The 22096-nt window shown below is 67.9% G+C and carries 18 protein-coding genes; 13 read left to right on the top strand and 5 right to left on the bottom strand.

What is annotated here, in order from left to right; translation table 11 throughout:
• Positions 1-28: 28 nt before the first annotated feature.
• Entirely contained in the window at positions 29-3715 is a 3687-nt protein-coding gene (locus D7T59_RS04485; protein ID WP_180851043.1) for an indolepyruvate ferredoxin oxidoreductase family protein, read from the bottom strand.
• Between the two features lie 171 nt (positions 3716-3886).
• Between D7T59_RS04485 and D7T59_RS04480 the strand changes: the two genes are divergently transcribed.
• Positions 3887-4522, top strand: coding sequence for a tetratricopeptide repeat protein (locus D7T59_RS04480; protein WP_180851044.1), 636 nt, complete (start codon positions 3887-3889; stop codon positions 4520-4522).
• Between the two features lie 745 nt (positions 4523-5267).
• On the opposite strand, the gene D7T59_RS04475 is transcribed toward D7T59_RS04480, so the two are convergent.
• On the bottom strand, positions 5268-6752 hold the full coding sequence (locus D7T59_RS04475; RefSeq protein ID WP_180851045.1) for an AAA family ATPase: 1485 nt from the start codon (positions 6750-6752) through the stop codon (positions 5268-5270).
• A 123-nt stretch (positions 6753-6875) separates the two neighbouring features.
• On the opposite strand from D7T59_RS04475, the gene D7T59_RS04470 reads away from it, so the two are divergent.
• The 9 genes from D7T59_RS04470 (at position 6876) to D7T59_RS04430 (ending at position 15847) form a co-directional block, all read left to right on the top strand.
• The gene (locus D7T59_RS04470; RefSeq protein ID WP_049446080.1) at positions 6876-7505 is read left to right on the top strand and encodes a ParA family protein; all 630 of its coding nucleotides are present in this window, start codon (positions 6876-6878) and stop codon (positions 7503-7505) included.
• Between the two features lie 49 nt (positions 7506-7554).
• Entirely contained in the window at positions 7555-8031 is a 477-nt protein-coding gene (locus D7T59_RS04465) for a SixA phosphatase family protein (RefSeq protein WP_005407539.1), read from the top strand.
• A 4-nt stretch (positions 8032-8035) separates the two neighbouring features.
• Positions 8036-8653 carry a YceI family protein gene (locus D7T59_RS04460; RefSeq protein WP_099552524.1) on the top strand — a complete coding sequence of 206 codons (618 nt, stop codon included), beginning with the start codon at positions 8036-8038 and terminating at the stop codon, positions 8651-8653.
• Positions 8650-10701: a phospholipase D-like domain-containing protein gene (locus tag D7T59_RS04455; protein ID WP_180851046.1), complete on the top strand. Its 2052-nt coding sequence runs from the start codon at positions 8650-8652 to the stop codon at positions 10699-10701. The genes D7T59_RS04460 and D7T59_RS04455 overlap by 4 nt, the downstream gene beginning before the upstream one ends.
• Positions 10702-10711: 10 nt before the next feature.
• On the top strand, positions 10712-11146 hold the full coding sequence (locus tag D7T59_RS04450) for a hotdog fold thioesterase (RefSeq protein WP_032128719.1): 435 nt from the start codon (positions 10712-10714) through the stop codon (positions 11144-11146).
• Positions 11147-11265: 119 nt separating this feature from the next.
• Positions 11266-12057, top strand: coding sequence for a lysophospholipid acyltransferase family protein (locus tag D7T59_RS04445; protein WP_164137361.1), 792 nt, complete (start codon positions 11266-11268; stop codon positions 12055-12057).
• A gap of 52 nt (positions 12058-12109) precedes the next feature.
• The gene (locus D7T59_RS04440; RefSeq protein ID WP_180851098.1) at positions 12110-13099 is read left to right on the top strand and encodes a YheT family hydrolase; all 990 of its coding nucleotides are present in this window, start codon (positions 12110-12112) and stop codon (positions 13097-13099) included.
• A 56-nt stretch (positions 13100-13155) separates the two neighbouring features.
• Positions 13156-15225 (top strand): tetratricopeptide repeat protein, encoded by a 2070-nt coding sequence (locus D7T59_RS04435; RefSeq protein ID WP_180851047.1) that lies wholly within the window; start codon positions 13156-13158, stop codon positions 15223-15225.
• A gap of 10 nt (positions 15226-15235) precedes the next feature.
• A complete protein-coding gene (locus D7T59_RS04430) occupies positions 15236-15847 on the top strand; it encodes a YbhB/YbcL family Raf kinase inhibitor-like protein (protein ID WP_005407546.1) in 612 nt (203 codons plus the stop codon).
• Positions 15848-15925: 78 nt separating this feature from the next.
• Here the strand turns inward: D7T59_RS04430 and D7T59_RS04425 are convergent, their stop codons facing one another.
• The 3 genes from D7T59_RS04425 to D7T59_RS04415 all read right to left on the bottom strand — a co-directional run bounded on the left by D7T59_RS04425 (position 15926) and on the right by D7T59_RS04415 (position 18225).
• A complete protein-coding gene (locus tag D7T59_RS04425) occupies positions 15926-16387 on the bottom strand; it encodes an META domain-containing protein (RefSeq protein WP_180851048.1) in 462 nt (153 codons plus the stop codon).
• A gap of 142 nt (positions 16388-16529) precedes the next feature.
• Positions 16530-17357 carry an META and DUF4377 domain-containing protein gene (locus D7T59_RS04420; protein ID WP_180851049.1) on the bottom strand — a complete coding sequence of 276 codons (828 nt, stop codon included), beginning with the start codon at positions 17355-17357 and terminating at the stop codon, positions 16530-16532.
• A 73-nt stretch (positions 17358-17430) separates the two neighbouring features.
• Positions 17431-18225 carry an undecaprenyl-diphosphate phosphatase gene (locus D7T59_RS04415; protein WP_180851050.1) on the bottom strand — a complete coding sequence of 265 codons (795 nt, stop codon included), beginning with the start codon at positions 18223-18225 and terminating at the stop codon, positions 17431-17433.
• Positions 18226-18448: 223 nt separating this feature from the next.
• Between D7T59_RS04415 and glnA the strand changes: the two genes are divergently transcribed.
• The 3 genes from glnA to D7T59_RS04400 all read left to right on the top strand — a co-directional run bounded on the left by glnA (position 18449) and on the right by D7T59_RS04400 (position 21996).
• Positions 18449-19858 carry a type I glutamate--ammonia ligase gene (glnA, locus tag D7T59_RS04410; protein WP_106548709.1) on the top strand — a complete coding sequence of 470 codons (1410 nt, stop codon included), beginning with the start codon at positions 18449-18451 and terminating at the stop codon, positions 19856-19858.
• Positions 19859-20208: 350 nt separating this feature from the next.
• Entirely contained in the window at positions 20209-20547 is a 339-nt protein-coding gene (locus D7T59_RS04405) for a P-II family nitrogen regulator (RefSeq protein WP_004134334.1), read from the top strand.
• Positions 20548-20568: 21 nt separating this feature from the next.
• Complete coding sequence (locus D7T59_RS04400; protein ID WP_180851051.1) at positions 20569-21996, top strand: ammonium transporter; 1428 nt, start codon at positions 20569-20571, stop codon at positions 21994-21996.
• The last annotated feature ends 100 nt before the right edge of the window (positions 21997-22096 follow it).

The raw sequence follows: 22096 nt of genomic DNA, 5'->3' as shown, positions 1-22096 counted from the left end.
GAATGCCGGCCHGCGGCCGGCACGACCTTCAAGCCACCTGCACGATATGCAGCGCCTTCGGGTTGCGCCACTGCGCCAGCAGGGCGGCTTCACGCGCCTTGGCCTGCGCGAAATGCGCTTCCTTGACGTGGCCGAAGCCGCGGATGTGCTCGGGCACGCTGGCGATCTCCACCGCCAGTGCCAGGCGGTCGTCGTCCAGGCCGTCCAGCAGCAGCTGCACCGTCGCCTCGTAGTCGGCAATCAGCTGGCGCTCCATGCGGCGCTCTTCAGTACGGCCGAACATATCGAGACGGCCGCCACGCAGGAACTTCAGCTTCGCCAGCAGGCCGAAGGCCTTGAACATCCACGGGCCGTATTCCTTCTTCAGCAACCGGCCCTGCTCGTCCTTCTTCGCGAACAGCGGCGGCGCCAGGTGGAAGCGCAGCTGGTAGTCACCCTCGAACTGCTGTTGCAGGCGGCGCTGGAAGTCACCGCTGGTATACAGGCGCGCCACTTCGTACTCGTCCTTGTAGGCCATCAGCTTGAACAGGTAGCGCGCTACCGTCTCGGTCAATGCGGTGGAACCGCCGATGCGCTCGGCTTCGGTGGCACGCACGCGCGCCACCAGATCACGGTAACGCTTGGCATAGGCGGCATCCTGGTACTCGACCAGGAACGTGGCGCGCCGCTCGATCATTTCATCCAGCGAGCGCGACAGGCGCGCGTCATCCAGCGGCAGGAACGCCACGTCGCCGCCATGCGAGGGCAGGCCGCGCAGCTCGCGTTCGTCAGCGGTGTTGCGCGGCGCGGCGGTTGCACCCCATTCGTTGCCTTCCCACTCGCCCGGCGGCAGCGGATGCAGCGGGCCCGGGGTGGATTCGGCATCGGTGTGGCGGTTGCGTACCAGGCCGGCGGCCTGCTGCACGGCCTGCGGGTCGACCACGGCCAGGCGACCCCAGGCGAAGGCCTGCTGGTTCATCGCCACGGCGGCGCCATTGAGTTCGATGGCACGCATCAGCGATTCGAACGACAGCGGCACCAGGCCCTGCTGCCAGGCGTAGCCGAGGATGAACAGGTTGGCGGCGATGGCATCGCCCAGCAGCGCAGTGGCCAGCTGGGTGGCATCCAGCAGCAGCGGCTCCTGGCCGCCCAGCGCAACGCGCACGCCGGCCACGATGTCGGCGGCGGGGAACTGCATGTCCGGACGGGTGGTGAACGTGCCCGGCATCGCTTCGTAGGTGTTCAGCACCACCTGCGAACGACCGGCGCGCACCTTCGACAGTGCCCAGTAATCGTTCACCACCACCATGTCGCAGCCCAGCACCAGGTCGGCCTCACCGGCGGCGATGCGCACGGCGTGGATGTCATCCGGGCGGCGTGCGATGCGGATGTGCGTGGTCACCGCGCCACCCTTCTGCGCCAGGCCGGTCTGGTCGAGCACGGTCGCGCCCTTGCCTTCCAGGTGGCCGGCCATGCCCAGCAGCGCGCCGATGGTCACCACGCCGGTACCGCCAACGCCGGTGATCAGGATGTTCCAGGGCTGTTCCAGCGTGCCGCGGATCGTCGGTGCCGGCAGGTTGTCCAGCAGGGTGGAGGCATCGCGCTTGCTGCCCTTGCGCGGCTGGCCACCATGCACGGTGACGAAGCTCGGGCAGAACCCGTTCACGCAGGAATAGTCCTTGTTGCAGTTGGACTGGTCGATCTCGCGCTTGCGCCCGAACTCGGTTTCCTTCGGCAGCACCGACACGCAGAAGCTCTTCTTGCCGCAGTCGCCGCAGCCTTCGCAGACCAGCGAATTGATCAGCACGCGCTTCTGCGGATCCTCCAGCTTGCCGCGCTTGCGGCGCCGGCGCTTCTCGGTGGCGCAGGTCTGTTCGTAGATCAGGATCGAAACACCCTTCACTTCGCGCAGGCGCTTCTGCACTTCGTCCAGCTCGCTGCGGTCATGGAACTCGACGTCGCTGGGGAAGTGTTCGCGCTGGCCTGTCCACTTGCCGATGTTGTCCGACAGCACCACGATGGTGTGGATGCCTTCGGCGCGCATCTGCCTTGCGATGTCGGGCACGCTCAGCGGGCCGTCCACCGGCTGGCCGCCGGTCATCGCCACCGCGTCGTTGTAGAGGATCTTGTAGGTGATGTTGACACCGGCGGCGACCGCCTGGCGGATCGCCAGCGAGCCGCTGTGGAAATAGGTGCCGTCACCCAGGTTCTGGAACACGTGCGGGGTATCGGTGAACGGCGCCTGCCCGGCCCAGGTTACGCCCTCGCCGCCCATGTGGGTGAAGGTGTCGGTGCTGCGGTCCATCCAGGTCACCATGTAGTGGCAACCGATGCCGGCCAGCGCACGCGAACCTTCCGGCACGGTGGTGGAGGTGTTGTGCGGGCAGCCGGAGCAGTAATGCGGCACGCGCGGGAAGCTGGCGCGCGGCAACGCAAGCTCGGCTTCCTTCTCCTGCATCCACTGCAGGCGCTGCTCGATCGATTCGTTGTTGAAGAACTTCTGGATGCGGCGGCCGATCACGCCGGCAATGGTGGCCGGGGTCAGTTCGCCGGTGGACGGCAGGATCCACTCGCCGCTCTCGTCGTACTTGCCGACGATGGACGGGCGCTGGCCCCAGCTGGCCGGCCAGTTGAAGAACTGCTCCTTCATCTGGCGCTCGATGAAGGCGCGCTTCTCCTCCACCACGATGATGTCTTCCAGGCCCTGCGCGAAGCGCGCGATGCCCTCCGGCTCCAGCGGCCAGGTCATGCCGACCTTGTACACGCGGATGCCGATGTCGGCGCACGCCGCTTCGTCCAGGCCCAGGTATTCCAGCGCCTGCAGCACGTCCAGGTAACTCTTGCCGGTGGTGACGATGCCCAGCCGCGCGCGCGGTGCATCCATCACCACCTTGTCGATGCCATTGGCGCGGGCAAACGCCTGCGCGGCCTTCACCGCATAGCGGTGCAGGCGCATCTCCTGGTCCAGCGGCGGGTCCGGCCAGCGGATGTTGAGGCCGCCCGACGGCATCTCGAAGTCTTCCGGCAGCACGATGCGGCGCGCCATCGGATCGACCTGCACCGAGGCCGACGATTCCACCGTTTCGGCGATCGTCTTGAAGCCGACCCAACGGCCGGTGTAACGGCTCATCGCCCAGCCCAGCAGGCCCATGTCGAGGATGTCCTGCACGCCGGCCGGGTTCAGCACCGGCATCATCGCGCTGACGAACTCGTCCTCGCTGCCATGCGGCAGCGTCGAGCTGCGGCAGGCGTGGTCATCGGCGGCCAGTGCCAGCACGCCACCGTAGCGCGAGGTGCCGGCCGCGTTGGCATGCTTGAACACGTCGCCGCAGCGGTCCACGCCCGGGCCCTTGCCGTACCACATGCCGAACACGCCCTGCACGTTGGCCCCGGGGAACAGGTTGGTCTGCTGGGTGCCCCACACCATGGTGGCGCCCAGATCCTCGTTCAGGCCGGGGGTGAACTTCACCTTCGCCGCTTCAAGATGCTTGCGCGCGCGCCACAGTTCCAGGTCGAAGCCACCCAGCGGGCTGCCGCGATAGCCGCTGATGAAGCCAGCGCTGTCGATGCCTTGGGCGGCATCGCGCAGGCGCTGCATCAGTGGCAGCCGCACCAGCGCCTGCACGCCACTCAGGTAGATCCGCCCCTCGTTGCGGGTGTACTTGTGGTCGAGCGTGTAATCACGGTCGAGCAGGTCGGCGGAAGAGGGCGAAGTGAGTTGCGCGGTACTGGTCATGGCTGGCCCGGTAGGATCGGCTGGCACCGGCCGCGTGCAGGCACGCGGCGGGAAAGGCGCGAATTGTAGCAGCGGGGCTGTGGTGGGCCCGGCACTCGCGCCCGCGCCGCTGCTGGGGTTAGGATCGGGGCGAGAGAGGGAGGCTGCGGTTGTGCAGCCTGGGGAGAAGGGATGTCAGTTCCAGGAAAGATCCTGGCCAGCGTGCTGCTGGCCTCGGGAGCGGCCACGGCGTGGGCCGCACCGGCCATGCCGGCACCACAGGAGTTCTACTTCGACAGTGACCTGGCGGCGGCACCGATGGTGGCGATGCAGGGCGAGGGCGATGAGCTGGTCACCCAGCTGGTGAGGCTGCGCGAGCGCGGCCGGCGCGCGGTGGAAGCCACCGTGCAGCTGGCTTCGGTGGCCAGCACCCAGGGCCGGGCCGAGCTGGCCGACCAGCTGTACGGCGAGGCTTTGAAGGAGGCGCCGGCACAGAGCAGCGCGGGCCGCAGCGTGCGCTGGAACTATGGCTGGGACCTGCTGCGCCAGGGCAAGCCGGAGGCGGCGCTGGAGCAATGGCTGTCGTCGGCCGGCAATGCGCGCAGCAAGCCCAGCTGGGTGCCGCCGACCTATGCGCTGGCGCTGTGGCGGATGGGGCAGAAACAGGAAGCGGTGCAGTGGTATGCCGCGGCGGTGCGCACCGAGCCGTCGCAATGGAGCACCAGTGCCAACTACGCGCAGCTGTTGCCGCAATGGCGCGAGGATGAGCGCGCGTCGCTGGCCGAAGTGCAGCAGGCGTGGGTGGCCGCACCCCCGGCCTGGCCCTGAGGAAGGGGTTTTGGCCGGGTTGCACCCGGCACCCGCAGAGGCAAGGGCCAGAGCCCAAGCAACAGCAACAGCAACAGCGGGCAATCCGTGGGATGGCGGGGCGGTGTGGGTTGGCAGGACACGCCGTAAACCCCCCTCCGGGGTCCGGCCCAGCCGCTGGCGGCTGGGCGTTCGGGCGCTTGCGAGGCATGCCTCGCAGGCAAAGCGCCCTCACCCATGGGGGCTCGATGGCGCCTTGCTCGTGTGCGCTGTCCTGCGCACACGGCAAGACCGGGGTTGGGCGTCCTGCCCAACCCGCCCGGCGCATGCGCCGGGCCCATGGCGCCAACGGTCCTGCCAACCCACACCGCCCCACCTCTGACGGTTCGACGCTGCTGCTGGTAGGTGTCGACCTTGGTCGACACGGTAGATCCACGCCATGCGTGGATGAATCTGCATCGGAATCAACTATTCGATATCTGATCGAAAGGCAGCCGAGCGTGGGCTCGGCTCTACAAAAAGCGGCCAGCCAGGCGCTTCTGCTTTTGCTTTTCTACTTTCTTCTACGTGGCTGGTCCCCCCCGGAAACTGTCAGAGGACGGGCGGGGTGGGTTCGCGGGGGTGTCCGCGGCATGGATGCCGCGGCCAAGCCCCCATGGATGGGTTCACGGCGTCCCCCGCGAATCCACCTCGCCCGGCCAAGCGCGGCTACTGATGTTCGCGGCCAACCAACAGCCACGAGGGGCTGCGCCGTTCGCGGGAAACCTCAATCGTCCGCAGACACCGTCCGCCCCGACGCCCACGCCCGCAGCGCCTCCACCTGCTCGGCCATCAGCACCGACAGCGGCCGGGTGGCGCGGATCTCGTTCATCAGCAGCTCGGTATCCAGCGGCCGGCCCTCGGCATGCGCCGCATACAGCCCGGCCACGATCGCCTGCTCGATCTCGGCACCGGAGAACCCATTGGCGGCAGCGGCCAGCGCGGGCAGTGCGAAGTCGTCGGCGTTGAGCTGGCGCCGGCCCAGGTGCAGCCGCAGCAGCTCCACGCGCACTTCAGGCGAGGGCAGGTCGACGAAGAAGATCTCGTCGAAGCGGCCTTTGCGCAGCAGCTCGGCAGGCAGCTCGTGTACCTGGTTGGCAGTCGCCACAATGAACACCGGTGCCTTGCGCTCGGCCATCCAGGTCAGCAGATGGCCGAGCACGCGGCGCGACACGCCACCATCCTCGCCACCGGTTGCCAGCCCCTTCTCGATCTCGTCCATCCACAGCACGCACGGTGCCAGCTGTTCGGCCGAGGCCAGCGCCTGGCGCAGGTTGGCCTCGGTCTCGCCGTGGTACTTGTTGTACAGCGCGCCCACGTCCAGGCGCAGCAGCGGCACGCCGAAGCCGGCAGCGGTGGCCTTGGCCAGCATCGACTTGCCGCAGCCCTGTACGCCCAGCAGCAGCATGCCGCGTGGCGGGTCCAGCCCGGCCGGGGCGGACCCGGCAATGAAGGCCACGCGGCGCTGGTTGATCCAGCGCTTGAGCCGGTTGGCGCCGGCCACATCGCCGAAACGCGCGCTGTCATGTTCGAAGAACAGGTGGCCGCTGCGGTTGAGCAGCTCGAACTTCAGCCGCGCCAGCTGCGGCAGGTCGTCGTCGCGCAGTGCGCCGTCGGCGTAGATCAGCTGGCGCGCGATGCGCCGGGCATCGACCAGGCTCAGGCCCTGCAGGTTCTTCAGGATCTTCTTCACCGCCTCGCTGTCGACTTCCACCCGTCGGCCGCCATGCTCGCGTGCATAGGCGTCGGCCTCCTCGCGCAGCATCTTCAGCAGGGCGTTGGCGTCGGGCAGGCGCGGGTTGAAGCGCACCGCCAGCGCTTCCAGCTCGGCGGGCAGCTCCACCTTGGCACCGATCAGCACCAGCACATGAGGTTCGCTGTGGCGGCGCTGGATCAGGTCGCGCAGGGCGCGCTGGTGGCTGGCATAGCCCAGGTAGGGGTGGAAATCGAGCAGCAGGTAGACCCCGCGCTGCTCGGCCTGGCGGATCATCTGCAGGGCCGCGCTGGCATCGGGCGGCCCGACCGGTGGGTCTTCACTGTCCAGGTCGATGCGGCGCAGGCCTTCAGTGATCGACCAGCGGTGCAGCGCCCGCCACACGTGCATCAGCGTCTGCCGGAACAGATCGACGATGCGACCCTCGTCCTGGGTCTCGATCACGATCAGGGGGGTATTGGCGCGGATCAGTGCGCTCAGGTCCTGCAGCTCGCTCATGCCGGTTCGATCCTTCGGGGGCGCCACGATAGCAAAGGCGATGGCCACAGGTTCAGCGCAGTGCTACCTCCCGTCACCACCGCCGGTGTACGCTCGGGGCACGTACCCGGAAGCGAGGCTGGCATGAAGACGATCCTGGTGGCCGGTTCCAAGGGCGGGGTGGGCAAGACCACCGTCGCCACCCACCTGGCCGCGTACGCGGCATTGCAGGGCAAGGCCACGGTGATCGCCGATGCCGACCCGCAGGGCTCCAGCACCCGCTGGGCACAACGGCGTGCCGGGCTGGAAAGCGCGGTGCTCCCCATTGATGTGTATCGGAAGAAGCAGTGGGCACAGAAGCTGCCCGATGGCACCGAAACCGTCATCATCGACGCGCCGGCCGGTGCGTTGGCCGACGATATCCCCCATTTCCTTGACGCTGCCGACGCGGTGGTGGTGCCGGTGTTGCCCTCGGCGCTGGATATCGAAGCCATCGTCGGCTTCCTCAACAGCCTGGCCCAGAACCCGCGGGTGCATAGCCGCAAGCTGCCGGTCGGGCTGGTCCTGAACCGCACCAAGCCCTGGACCCAGACCTCGCAGCAGGCGTTGCAGATGCTGGCCGAATGGCCGTACCCGGTGGTCGCGCAGCTGCGTGACAGCCAGAGCTACGTGGTCATGACCGGCCTCGGCCGCAGCCTGTTCGACTACCGCTCCGCCCAGGTGCGCGAGCATCAGGCCGACTGGGAGCCGCTGCTGTCCTGGCTCAAGCTTTGATGCCTGCGTCACTCTTTCTGCTGCATCCTCTTCTTCATGGAAACCCGCGATGCGTGAATTGATCCTGCTGCGCCATGCCCATGCCGAACCGGCTACCCCCGGCCAGGCCGACCTCGACCGGCCGTTGTCGCCGGTGGGGCTGGCTGAAGCCGAAGCCGCCGGCAAGTGGCTGAAGGAAAACAACCTGCTGCCGGACTGCGTGCTGTGTTCACCGGCGCGGCGTACCCGCGAAACCCTGGAAGCCGTGCTCGGCACCATCGGTTACGTGGAAAAGCGCCTGGAAGACCGCATCTACGAAGCCACCCCCGGCACCCTGGCGGCATTGGTGGACGACCGCCGTGATCTCGACCGGGTGCTGATCGTCGGCCACAACCCGGGCCTGGAGCGGCTGGTGGCGTTGATGACCGAGGGCACCAGCAGCGACTACCGCGGCATGCCGCCGGCGGGCATCGCCGTGCTCGGCTTCCCGCGTGAGGCCTCGATCGAGCCGGGCGTGGCCAGCCTGAACGCATTCTGGTGGCCGTGATCCGATGAGCCTGGCGCGGCGCAGCCGCTATCTGCTGCCCGCGCTGCTGGCACTTGGCCCGGCCTGGGCCGCCGTGCCCACGCCGACCACCCTGCCACCGGTGGTCGCCGAGGCGCACCGGGTAATGCGCCTGGATACCCAGCGTTCGCAGATCGGCTTCGAGGTCCGCACCCGCTTCGGGCAGCGCATCGAAGGCCTGTTCCCGCACTTCGAAGGGCGCATCGAGATCCTCTCCGACGGCCGCCACCAGGTGCACCTGAAGATGTTCACGCGCTCGGTCGAGATTCCCGGCAAATCACGCTACACCGGCTGGATGCGCGGCGAGGAGTTCTTCGATGCCGGCCGCCATCCGGTGGTCGAGTTCGACTCGCTGCCGTACTGGCCGGAAACCGTGGAGAGCGGTGGCGACATCAACGGCCGGCTGACCCTGCGCGGGATCAGCCACCCCGAGACACTGAAGGTCGAGAAGGCGGAGTGTGCCCGACCCGGCTATGATTGCGACGTCGTCAGCCGCGGTACCGTGCAGCGAGGCCGGTACGGCATGGACAGCTGGCAGCTTGCCTTGAGTGACCGAGTGACTTTCGTATTGCGTGCGCGCCTGAGCGAGGCGCCGAAACCGTGAACCTCCTGCTGCGTGTACTGGCGCTGGCAACCGTGTTGCTGGGCAGCGGTTGTGCATCGCTGTCGAATGCCGAGCGCGACCGCGCCGAGGCAATCGCCGTGCAGGCACGTTCGACCGTGGTTGATTGCCAGCGTGCCGACCGCTGTGCACAGGACTCGCCGCTGCGGGCGCTGGCGGGCCGGGCGTTCACCGAATCCACCCCGGAGCGACCGCGCCACTACGCCACCCTGCTCGATGAGGGCGAGGGCGCGCTGGTCGCACGCCTGAACCTGCTGCGCAGCGCCACCCGCAGCATCGACCTGCAGACCTACATCTTCGACAAGGACGACAGCGCCCGCCTGGTCATCGACGAACTGCTGGCCGCATCGCGCCGCGGGGTGAAGGTGCGGCTGCTGATCGACCAGCTCTCGGCGATCTCCGACCTGCAGATCCTCGGCGCCCTGTCCGGCGCCCACCAGAATTTCCAGCTTCGGGTCTACAACCCGACCTTCGGCAAGGCCCGGCTGAACTACTTCGACTATGCCGGCAGCGTGCTGTGCTGCTTCCGCCGGTTCAACCAGCGCATGCACAACAAGCTGCTGGTGATCGACGATGCGATCGGCGTGGTCGGTGGCCGCAATTACCAGGACGATTATTACGACTGGGACCGCGAGTACAACTTCCGCGACCGCGATGTGCTGATCGCCGGCCCGGAAGCACGTGCGATGGCGGCCAACTTCGACGCGTTCTGGCGTGCCCACCGCAGCGTGCCGGCCGAGCGCCTCAACGACGTGGGCCGCACCCTGCTGCGCGAAGGCGTGCCAACGCTGCCACCGGCCACCTTCCGCCGCCCGGAACGGGTACAGCGGGTCAGCGCCGAAGCCAACGACACCGAGTTCGTCACCCGTTCCTTCGTCGATACCGCGCTACCGGTGGCTTCGGTGCGCTACGTGGCCGACCTGCCACGCAAGCATCGCCGCGAGAAGGCCGATGCACCGCTGGCCGGCCAGCATGTGACCGAACCACAGCTGGATGCGCTGATCGCCAGTGCGCAGAAGGAAGTGATCCTGCAGACGCCCTACCTGGTGCTGTCCAAGCCGGCGCAGAAGCTGTTCCGTGAACTGCGCAAGCGCCCGCAGCCACCGCGCGTGGTGGTGTCCAGCAACAGCCTGGCGGCGACCGACAACCCGATCGTGTATGCGCTTTCGTACAAGTACAAGCGGCGCAACATGCGCGAACTGGGCTTCAACATCTTCGAGTACAAGCCGTTCCCGCTGGATGCACCGGTCGACTACCGCAACCTGCTGCCGGACCCGATCGCCGCGCCCGGGGGTGAAGACGAGGGCGACCGCAATCCGCTGATCGGTGGCAGTGCCGCCGGCAGCAACGCACGCAGTGGCAGCAGTAGTGGTTCGGGTGCCGGCAGCAAGCAGGGCCCGTTGAACCATCGCCACAGCGATGGTGCCTATGACAACGCACGCGCACGCCGTCGCGCCGCCGGCAGCGAAGTGGAAACGCGCCTGCTGCGCACCGAGACGCGGCCGTCGTTCCTGGGCAGCAAGGCGGTCAACAAGCCGTTGCCGGTCACCCGCAAGGGCGCGCGCATGGGCCTGCATGCCAAGTCGCTGGTGGTCGACCGCCGCATCGGCGTGGTCGGCACCCACAACTTCGATCCGCGCAGCGAGAACTACAACACCGAAGGCGCGGTGATCATCAACGACCCGGTGTTCGCCGAGCAGCTGGCGCAGAGCATCCTGCGCGACACCCACCCGCAGAACTCCTGGACGGTGGCGCCGCGCGCCAAGCCGCCAGTGCTGTCGGGGCTGAACTACAGCGTCGGCAAGGCCTCCGAAGCGCTGCCCATCCTTGATTTCTGGCCGTGGCGCTACGCCACCGACTACGAGTTCCAGCCCGGCGTGGACTGCCCGCAGCCGCTGCCGCGGCAGGATCCCGATTTCCATCGCTGCTACGTCGCCGTCGGCGACTTCCCCGAAGTCAACGTCGGCCCGAAATGGCTGCTGGTGCGCATGCTGACCGCATTCGGCGCCGGCCTCGTTCCCATCCTCTGAAGGTACCCGCATGACCCAGGTGTTCCGCGAAGCCGTTTCCATCGAGCAGCTCAACGCGCTCAGCCGCAACACGGCGATTGAATCCCTGGGCATCGTCTTCAGCGCCGCCGGCGAGGACTGGCTGCAGGCCACCATGCCGGTGGATGAGCGCACCCGCCAGCCCTACGGCATCCTGCACGGCGGTGCCTCGGTGGTGCTGGCCGAGACCCTGGGCAGCAGCGCCGGCAACCTGTGCGTGGATACCGGCAAGCAGATCTGCGTGGGCCTGGAGATCAACGCCAACCACGTGCGCGCCGTGCGCTCGGGCACGGTCACCGGCACCGCCCGCGCGCTGCACGTCGGCCGCAGCACCCAGCTGTGGGAGATCCGCATCGAGGACGAGCAGGGCCGCCTGGTCTGCATCTCGCGGCTGACCCTGGCGGTGGTGGCTGCCGGTCACGGCTGAGTCCCCCGGGGGGCGTTGACGGCGGCGGAACCCAGCGTTCCCCGCCGATTGCCCCGGTCGATGGCTGTTATGGCCTAAATCGGCTGGCAGCGATGACGGCCCTCCGGTATCGTGCGCGGATGACTTCCCCCACTCCGGCCCCCCGTGGCGGCGTGGCGCGTGTGTGCCGTTACCTGTACCGCGTACCGCTGCTGTTGGTCCACATCATCGTGTTCCTGCCGCTCATCCTGATCGGCATGCTTCCGCCGTGGGGCGAGCTGCGCGTGGGCGAGGCGACCTTCGGCGCCAAGGTGGTCAACTGGTGGCAGGGTGGGCTGATGTGGATCTTCGGCTTCCGCCTGACGCAGGTCGGCGCGCCGCTGCCCGGTGCCGTGCTGTTCGTGGCCAACCATGTCAGCTGGGTCGATATCTGCATCCTGCACAGCCAGCGCATGATGGGCTTCGTCGCCAAGCGCGAGATCGCCAGCTGGCCGCTGGTGGGTTGGCTGGCCGCGCGTGGTCAGACCATCTTCCACCAGCGTGGCAACACCGAATCGCTCGGTGGCGTGATGCAGGTGATGGCCGACCGCCTGCGCGAGGGCAAGGCCGTGGGCGTGTTCCCGGAAGGGCGGACCCGCGGCGGTCACGAAGTGGGCCCGTTCCACGCCCGCATCTTCCAAGCCGCTGTCGAGACCGGCGTGCCGGTGCAGCCGGTGGCACTGGTGTACGGGGTGAAGGGCGACGCGCAGACCATCGTCGCGTTCGGCCCGAACGAAAGTTTCTTCGCCAATTTCCTGCGCCTGCTCGGCGAGCCGGCGCGACGTGCGGAAGTGCACTTCCTGGCACCGATCGGTGCACAGGACCTGGAAGGCCGTCGGCGCATCGCGGAAACCTCGCGCGCGCGCATCGTGGCGGCCATGAGCACCGGGTGAGGCTGCGGTGGCCCTGATCCCGCCACCTGTCCTGGACGCCGGCACGCCGACGCTGCATGCGGCTGACTACCAGCCACCGCGCTGGCTGCGCAATCCCCACCTGCAGTCGATGCTCAGCTCCAGCCGCATGCGCCTGCAGCGCGGCCTGCTGCTGCTGGCCGCCACCGGTGCGGTCAGCGAGGAGCTGATCCTGGATGGAGGCGATGGCGTTCGCCTGCAGGGCTGGCACAGCCATGTCGAAGGCCGCGAGCCCAAGGGCATCGCGCTGCTGCTGCACGGCTGGGAAGGCAGTGCCGAATCCAGCTACATGCGCATGGCGGCCGCGCGCATGCTGGAGCAGGGCTTCGACGTGGTGCGGCTGAACTTCCGCGACCACGGCAACACCCATCACCTCAACCCCGGCATCTTCCACTCCAACCTGATCGACGAAGTGGTGCATGCCGCGGGTGACGTCGCCCAGCGCTGGCCGCAGCTGCCGCTGGTGGCCGCCGGCTACTCGCTGGGCGGCAACTTCGTGCTGCGCCTGGCCCTGCGCGCACCGGCCGCGGGCGTGCCGCTGCAGCGCGTGGCCTCGGTGTGCCCGGTGCTGGACCCGGCGCTGACCATGGAAAGCATCGAGAACGGCCCGGCGATGTACGACTGGTACTTCCGCCGCAAATGGGCCGGTTCGCTGCGCCGCAAGCGCGACCTGTTCCCCGAGCTGAGCGACTGCGACGACCGCGTGCTGAAGCTGGACATCCGCGCGCTGACCGCCTGGCTGGTCGAGCGCCACACCAGCTTTGGTTCGCTTCAGGCCTATTTCGACGGCTACTCGATTGCCGGCGACCGCCTGTCGACCCTGCAGGTACCGGCCGACATCCTGATGGCGCAGGATGACCCGGTGATTCCGTACGCGACCTTCAGCAACTGGCAGCTGCCGAGCCAGGCGCACCTGGAAACCGCCTGCTGGGGCGGCCACTGCGGGTTCATCGAAAACTGGCGCGGCGACGGCTTCTCCGAGCGCTGGGTCGCGCAGCGCCTGCAGCGGGTCCTGCGGGCCTGAACCGGCGGCAGCGCGCAGCCCGCTACAATGCGGGTTTGCACTTGAACCGGACTGCCATGCAAGACCAGATCATCCAAGCGTTGCGCCAGAACCAGGCCGACCAGGCCGTGCAGCTGGCCCAGGCGTGGACCCATGACGAACCCGGCCAGGCCAACGCCCACCGCTGGCTGGCGCTTGCGCTGCAGCAGCAGGGCAACGCCGAGCAGGCGATGGAGGCCCTGCAGCAGGCGCTGCGGCTGGCCCCGGACGACGCCCAGCTGCACCTGCAGCATGCCGGCCTGCTGCTGGCGCTGCGCCAGTTCGAGGGTGCCGACGAAGCACTGGTGCGCACCACCGGCCTCGATCCGAACTCGTTCTCCGCCTATCTGATGCAGGCGCACCTGGCGATCGGTCGCAATGACTTCGACGAAGCGCAGCGCATCTCGACCCTGGCCGCGCGCGTGGAGCCGGACCATCCGGAACTGCTGACCATCGACGGCATGGTTGCACTGCGCCGCGGAGACGCCGACCGCGCGCTGGCGCTGCTGTCGGCTGCCAGCAAGGCACTGCCGGACGATACCCGCGTGCTGTACGCGCTGGGCTTTGCCTACCTGGGCAAGGACATGCTGGCGTTTGCAGAGCAGTCGTTCCGCCGCGTGCTGGAACTCAATCCGTCGCTGTCCTCGCTGCATGGCCTGGTGGTGCAGCTGGCACTGCGCCAGGGCAACGTGCCGGCCGCCGCCGAAGCCATGCAGGTGGCCCTGCAGCAGCCGGAGATGGACGTACCGTCGATGCGCCGCCTGGCGGGTGAGCTGTCGCTGCGCAATGGCCAGCCGCTGCAGGCCCTGGACTACCTGCTGCCGCTGCTGGAGACGCAGCCGGAAGACCGCCAGGTGCTGCAGCTGCTGCTGATGTCATGGCAGCGCCTGGGGCGCGAGGATGAAGCACGTGCACGCCTGGATGCGGTACTGGAGACCGATGACCAGCTGCACGACGTGTGGCTGGCACGCCTGGCCATCGAGCAGGTGGGCAGCGAAAGCGCCGTGACCGCGGTCGAGCGCTGGATGGCGGCGATGCCCGCGCATCTGCCGGCCCTGGAGGCGCGCCTGCGCCTGCACGACATGGCCGGCGAACACGCTCAGGCCGAAGCGATCGCCGAACGCATCGTCAGCCTGGAACCGGGCCGCGTCAGCGGCGAGACCCGCCTGGTCGAAGGCCTGCTGCAGCGCGATCCCGCCGCCGCCGTGGCCCGCGTGCAGGCGCTGATCGAGCTGGCGCCGGAAGACCATCGCGCCGACCTGCGCACGTGGATGGGCGAGATCCAGGACCGCGCCGGGCAGCCGCAGGACGCGCTGCGCACGTGGCTGTCGCTGCAGGCCGACCAGGCGCCGCAGCGCTTGCCACTGCCACCCCAGGCCAAGTCCCCGCCGAGCTGGCCGGACAAGGGCAGCATCGACGGCGATGCCAGCTCCGCGCCGATCTTCCTCTGGGGCGCGCCGGGTTCGGGCGTTGAGCGGGTGGCAACCGGCCTGGCTGCTGCCAGCCCGGTGCTGCGCAGCGACCGCTACACCAACACGCCGCCCGATGATGCGTTCCAGAACTACAACACGCTGCAGGACCTGGCCTCGGGCGTGCTGACGCCGGAGCGCCTGGTGCAGCGCTGGCGTGAACAGCTGCCGGCACGTGGCCTGCAGAGCGACACCGTGATCGACTGGCTGCTGTGGTGGGACAACGCGCTGCTGTGGGCGCTGCGCCCGCAGCTGCCGCAGGGGCGCCTGGTGCTGGTGCTGCGCGACCCGCGCGACATGCTGCTGGACTGGGTGGCCTACGGTGCTGCCGCGCCGCTGGCGATGACGTCGTTGGCCGAAGCCAGTGAATGGCTGACCCGCGCGCTGAACCAGATCGCCGCGCTGCACGAGGACGACCTGTACCCGCACGTGCTGCTGCGCATCGACCAGATCGGCAACGATCCGCAGGCGATGGCCGAGCTGCTGGGTCGCCTGTTCGAGCGGCCGATGCCACCGGCGGCACAGCTGGGTGCCCCGCGCCTGCCGGCCGGCCACTGGCGCAACTACCGCGACGTGATGAGCGCCGCCTTCGCCCAGCTCACCCCGGTTGCGGTGCGCCTGGGTTACCCGGAAGAGTGAGGAGAGTCCGATGCAGTTGACCAGCCACAGCCTGACCAACGGCGCACCGATCGATCGTGAGTTCGCCGCGGGCGACGCCAACGGTTTCGCCCCGGACCGCAACCCGCACCTGGCCTGGAGCGGGGCGCCGGCCGGCACCCGTTCGTTCCTGCTGGTATGCGTGGATCCGGACGTACCGACCGTGCCGGAGACGGTTGGCCGCAGCGACATGAGCGTGCCGCGCGACCAGCCGCGCTGCGATTTCGTGCACTGGGTGATGGCCGACATCCCGGCCACGGTGCAGGAGATCGCCGCTGGCAGCTGCAGCGACGGCTTCGTGGTGAAGGGCAAGCCCGCACCCGCCGGCCCGGCCGGCAGCCGCCAGGGTCTGAACGACTTCACCGGCTGGTTCGCGGGCAACCCGGACATGGCGGGTGACTACCTGGGCTATGACGGCCCGTACCCGCCGTTCAACGACGAGCGCATGCACCGCTATTTCTTCCGGGTATTCGCGCTGGACGTGGCGTCGCTGGACCTGCCGCAGCGCTTCACCGCCGCCGACGCGTACCGCGCCATGCACGGCCACGTGCTGGCCGAAGCCGCACTGCACGGCACCTACACGTTGAACCCGGCGCTGGGCTGAGCAGCACACAGGGTGGGTAGAGCCGGCCAGCGGCCGGTTCTACCTGTAGCGTCGAGCCATGCTCGACCGCTTCCATGATCATTTCACCGGCAGTGGCGCCGGTTCGAACACCGCGGTGTCGCCCTGCGCGTTGCGCACTACCAGTGCGCCGCGGTCGTCCAGCTCGAGCGTCGGTGCGGCACTCCGGCTGCCCATCAGCTTTCCCGCGCGTTGCTGCTGCACGACGATGTCACCCCGCATGCATCCGGCCACTGTCTGGATGCCGTTCTCAAGAATCAGCTGGTTGCCCTGCAGCCGGTACTGGCTGCTGACGTTGTTGCACAGGTTCAACTCGCTCATGTAACCGTGCCCGAAGCGCAGCGTGTAGGGCTCGCGACCGCGGACGAACAAGGCATCGATGCGCCGGCCCTGCGCATCTGTGGCGCGCGCCAGTTGCCACAGGCGTGTTTCGAGCCGATCGGTACCGGGCGTGCTGGCAGCGGAGGCATCCGCGCACACGGCCAGCAGTGCAGCGGCTATGAGAATGGGGACGTGCTTCATGCCGATCTCCCGATGCATGTGGGTAGTGCCGGCCGCTGGCCGGCAACATCCGTGTGTTGGCGGTGCCCCGCAGGGCAGCCGGCCAGCGGCCGGCTCTACCGACCATGAAGAAGGGCGGCCTCTCGGCCGCCCTTCCATCGTTTTATTTCTTCTCGATGGCCGACTCGACCACCATGTCCAGCACGTACGCCTGCGAGGGCGCATCGGCCGGCGGGTTCTTCACCTCGTAGCGCTTCACGCGCACCACGTTGCGCACGCCGTCTTCGTGGGTGTAACCCTCGATGTTGCCGTAGAAGTTCTCGAACTTGCCGGGCTCGCCCTGCTTCAGGCCCTTGTCGTCGAACTTCACTTCACGCACCTGCAGGCACTGGTAGTCCGGGATCAACGGGTGCGAGCACTTCTCGGTCTTGGCGGCCACTTCCAGGAACACGGTTTCGCCGGCGCCGCCATAGCGGGTTTCAGCGGTCGGTTCCGGGTTGAACACCAGCACGTCGCCCTTGGCGGTGGTCAGGGTCAGCTTGCCGTCGGCATCCTGCGTGGCCTTCAGCTCGCCCTGCAGGCGGCTCGACACGGCCTCGTCCAGCGCCATCAGCGCCTTGTCGGTGCAGGCCATCAGGGTCGAGGCCATGGCGCCCACGGTCAGCTTGCCGTCGGCCAGGGTGTAGCTGCCACCCATGTGGTTGCAGGCGTTGCTGACCGACAGGCGGCCATCTGCGAAGTCCAGGGTGACCGGCTTGTCTTCGCGGGCGAACAGCGCGTCGATGCGCTTGCCGTCGGCGGCGGTGGCCTGCTGCAGCAGCCAGTGCTGGCTCTGCAGGCGCTGCGCATCCAGGTGCGCCAGCGTCTGCTGGTCTGCTGCCTTGGCCGCAGCCGGGGCCACGTCGTCGCCGCCGTTGCCGGCCGGGGCCGGGGTCTGGCTGCAGGCGGCCATCAGGGCCAGCGGGAGGAGCAGGGTGAGCTTGCGGTTCATGGTGATTCTCCTTGGGGAACCGTGGGGGAAACGGGGTGGGGCCGGCAACGGGGTTGCCGTGCCCCGGCGCGGTTCAGCTGCCGGACGGCAACCACAGCAGCAGTGCTGCGCCCAGCGCGATGCGGTAGATGGCGAAGGCGGTGAACCTGTGCGACTTGATGTAGCCCATCAGCCACTTCACTACGACGAAGCCGGTGACGGCCGCGGCAACGAAGGCCACGCCCACCTCGGTCCAGTTCTCGCTGCCCAGCTGCCCGGCCCTGGCCATCTCCAGGAAGGTGTAGGCACTGGCGGCGAACATGGTGGGAATGCCGACCAGGAACACGAACTCGGCGGCGGCGGCGCGGCGGCTCAGGCCCAGCAGCATGGCCAGGAAGATGGCCGAGGCCGAGCGCGAGGTGCCGGGGAACACACCGGCCACCACCTGCGCCAGACCGACGCCGATCGCCACCGTCCAGGTCACCTGGTCGCGGTCGGGCAGGCGCGCGGTATAGGCCTCCACCAGCAACATCCAGACGCCACCGATGATCAGCGCCCAGGCCACAGGGCTGACCGTTTCCGGCAGCGACCAGCCGGCCTTGCGCACCACCAGGCCGACCACGGCGGTGACCAGGAAGGCGGCGCCCAGCTTGAATACGTACTCGCGGTTCTCGCGCTGGCCAAAGCCGGTGGCCAGCTGCAGCAGGCGCTGGCGGAACACCAGCACCACGGCCACGATCGCGCCGGCCTGGATGACGATGTTGAAGAAGTCCGAGCGGGCCCCAAGCCAGTGCTGGGCGATGAGCAGGTGGCCGGTGCTGGAGATCGGCAGGAATTCGGTCAAGCCTTCGAGGATGCCCAGCAGCAGGGCGGAGAGCAGGTCGGACATGGACGGTGCGTGCACGCGCGGCGGAAGGAAGAAGGTCGAGAGGATAGACGATCCCTGCTGCACCAAACGGGTGCGTCTGGTGACCGCCGCACCCGTTTGGTGCACCGCGTTCTGCACCTGCGCGGGGCGGCCTTTTTTAAATCAAGGACTTGCGGCATCTGAAAAGTTGGCACGGTCGTTGCTGTACCTCAGCAGGCATTCATCCCCATCCGAGGTCGTACCGATGTCCGTGGAAAACGTTGAGAAGCTGATCAAGGACAACCAGATCGAATTCGTCGATCTGCGCTTTGTCGACATGCGTGGTGTCGAGCAGCACGTGACCTTCCCGGTCAGCATCATCGAGCCGTCGCTGTTCGAAGAAGGCAAGATGTTCGATGGCAGCTCGATCGCCGGCTGGAAGGGCATCAACGAGTCGGACATGGTGCTGCTGCCGGATACCGCCAGCGCCTACGTCGACCCGTTCTACGCCGATCCGACCATCGTGATCAGCTGCGACATCCTGGACCCGGCCACCATGCAGCCGTATGGCCGCTGCCCGCGCGGCATCGCCAAGCGCGCCGAGGCCTACCTGAAGTCCTCCGGCATCGCCGAAACCGCGTTCTTCGGCCCGGAGCCGGAATTCTTCATCTTCGATTCGGTCCGCTTCGCCAATGAAATGGGCCACACCTTCTTCCAGGTCGACTCCGAAGAAGCCGCCTGGAACAGCGGCGCCAAGTACGACGGCGCCAACAGCGGCTACCGTCCGGGCGTGAAGGGCGGTTACTTCCCCGTTCCGCCGACCGACACCCTGCACGACCTGCGTGCCGAGATGTGCAAGACCCTGGAACAGGTCGGCATCGAAGTGGAAGTGCAGCACCACGAAGTGGCCACCGCCGGCCAGTGCGAGATCGGCACCAAGTTCAGCACCCTGGTGCAGAAGGCCGACGAACTGCTGCGCATGAAGTACGTCATCAAGAACGTGGCGCACCGCAACGGCAAGACCGTCACCTTCATGCCCAAGCCGATCGTCGGCGACAACGGCAGCGGCATGCACGTGCACCAGTCGCTGTCCAAGGGCGGCACCAACCTGTTCTCCGGTGACGGCTACGGCGGCCTGAGCCAGCTGGCGCTGTGGTACATCGGCGGCATCTTCAAGCACGCCAAGGCCATCAACGCCTTCGCCAACTCGGGCACCAACAGCTACAAGCGCCTGGTGCCGGGCTACGAAGCGCCGGTGATGCTGGCCTACTCGGCCCGCAACCGCTCGGCCTCGTGCCGCATTCCGTGGGTGTCCAACCCGAAGGCACGCCGCATCGAAATGCGCTTCCCGGACCCGATCCAGTCCGGCTACCTGACCTTCACCGCGCTGATGATGGCTGGCCTGGACGGCATCAAGAACCAGATCGACCCGGGCGCACCGAGCGACAAGGACCTGTACGACCTGCCGCCGGAAGAAGAGAAGCTGATCCCGCAGGTCTGCTCCTCGCTGGACCAGGCCCTGGAAGCGCTGGACAAGGACCGCGAGTTCCTGAAGGCCGGCGGCGTGATGAGCGATGACTTCATCGACGGCTACATCGCGCTGAAGATGCAGGAAGTGACCAAGTTCCGCGCGGCCACCCACCCGCTGGAATACCAGCTGTACTACGCCAGCTGACCGGATGCGATGGCGGTGGGCTTCCCCCTCCCACCCGCCGCCATCGCTTCCGTTTTCGCGGCTGGGGAGCCGCGGTCAGATCGGGGTCGTTGCACGGGGTCGGATCCCTTTCATGCATGAAAGGGCTCTGACCCCACGCCAAGGACCCCTGATCCAGGGGCAAGAGAAAGACCGGATACGCGACCAGGGCCGCCCTCCCTCCCGCGTCGGTCGTGCAAGGAGAGAGGCACGGCCGTCCCGGCCCTGTACGTGTCCGGTGCAACAGCCACGGCCATCACCGTGATGGCCGCTGGTTGCCTGATGCCAACGCGCGCTGGCGCGCTGGCCCCATCCACCATCGGGACATGCGCATGAAACTGATCTCCGCCATCATCCGGCCGTTCAAGCTCGACGAGGTCCGCGAGGCCCTGTCCGACGCAGGCGTGTCGGGCATCACCGTGACCGAAGTGAAAGGCTTCGGCCGCCAGAAGGGCCACACCGAGCTGTATCGCGGCGCCGAGTACGTCGTCGATTTCCTGCCCAAGATCAAGATCGAAACCGTGGTCACCGACGAGCGTGCCGATGCGGTGATCGAAGCGATCCAGTCGTCGGCAGGCACCGGCAAGATCGGTGACGGCAAGATCTTCGTCACCGCCGTCGAACAGGTCATCCGCATCCGCACCGGCGAAATCGGTGCCGACGCGCTGTAACCCCCTTCCGGAGACTCCCCCATGAAGATGCGCCTTCTCACCGGGTGGCAAGCCCGGTTCCATATCGTGTGCCTGTTGATGCTGCTGAGCGCGCTGGCCGCCGGTGCCTGGCCGGGCAATGCCCACGCCCAGGCGCAGGTGTCGCCGCTGCCCAGCGAAAGCGTGGCGGTTGAACCGCTGCAGGAGCCCGTCGCCGCGGCACCCGCCGTCGCGGAAGCAGCAGCGCCCGCGTTCGACCACGGCGACGTGGCCTGGATGCTCACCTCCACCCTGCTGGTGCTGTTGATGGTGGTACCGGGCCTGGCCCTGTTCTACGGCGGGCTGGTGCGCTCGAAGAACGTGTTGTCGGTGCTCAGCCAGATCCTGGTGGTGTTCTCGCTGGTGCTGCTGCTGTGGGTGGCCTACGGCTACAGCGCGGTGTTCAGTGCAGGCAACCCGTTCTTCGGCTCGTTCACCGAGTTCGCCTTCCTCAAGGGCTTCACCCCCGAGTCGGTGGGCAACACGCCGATCAAGGGACTGCCGGACTATCTGTTCGTCGCCTTCCAGTCGACCTTTGCCGGCATCACCACCGCGCTGATCGTCGGTGCTTTCGCCGAACGCATCAAGTTCCGCGCGGTGCTGCTGTTCTCGGCGCTGTGGTTCACCCTCAGCTACATCCCGATGGCGCACATCGTCTGGGGTGGCGGCTACCTGGGTGAGCTGGGTGCCATCGACTTCGCCGGCGGTACCGTGGTGCACATCAACGCGGGCGTTGCAGGCCTGGTGGCCGCGTGGTTCGTCGGCAAGCGCCTGGGCTATGGCCAGACCGCGCTGAAGCCGCACAACGTGCCGTTTACCTACATCGGCGCAATGCTGCTGTGGGTGGGCTGGTTCGGCTTCAACGCCGGTTCTGCAGCTGCCGCCGACACCGTCGCCTCGCTGGCCTTCCTCAACACCGTGCTGGCCACGGCCGCAGCGGTGCTCGGCTGGACACTGGTGGAAGCAATCAGCAAGGGCAAGCCGTCGGCACTGGGCGCGGCCTCGGGTGCGGTGGCCGGCCTGGTCGGCATCACCCCGGCCTGCGGCACCGTCGGCCCGCTCGGCGCGATCGTCATCGGCTTCGTCGCCGGCGTGGTCTGCGTCTGGGGCGTCACCGGTTTGAAACGCCTGCTGAAGGTGGACGACACCGCCGACGTGTTCGGTGTGCATGGTGTCGGCGGCATCGTCGGCGCGATTCTCACCGGTGTGTTCAGTGCACAGTCGCTGGGTGGTACCAAGGTCGGTCTGGATATCGCCCACCAGGTCTGGGTGCAGGTGGTCAGCGTCGGCCTCACCGTGGTGTGGTCGGCGGTGGTGACCACGCTGATCCTGCTGGTGGTGCGCAGCGTGGTTGGCCTGCGCGTGACCGAGGAAGCCGAGCGCACCGGTCTTGATGTGACCTCGCATGGTGAATCGGCCTACGAGGCCTGACGGGCTTCACGGTTTCAAAGGTGCCCCGCCACTGCTGCGTCGCCTGCAGTGGCGGGGGCCGGGCACCGGTTTCCCCAGTGCCGCAGGCATCTGTCGGCGT

It is taken from the genome of Stenotrophomonas maltophilia (assembly GCF_013464915.1).
In the GTDB taxonomy this organism is placed as follows: domain Bacteria; phylum Pseudomonadota; class Gammaproteobacteria; order Xanthomonadales; family Xanthomonadaceae; genus Stenotrophomonas; species Stenotrophomonas maltophilia_AT.
The sequence above is the reverse complement of the archived record's forward strand: the minus strand, read 5'-3'. Positions and strand labels throughout refer to the sequence as shown.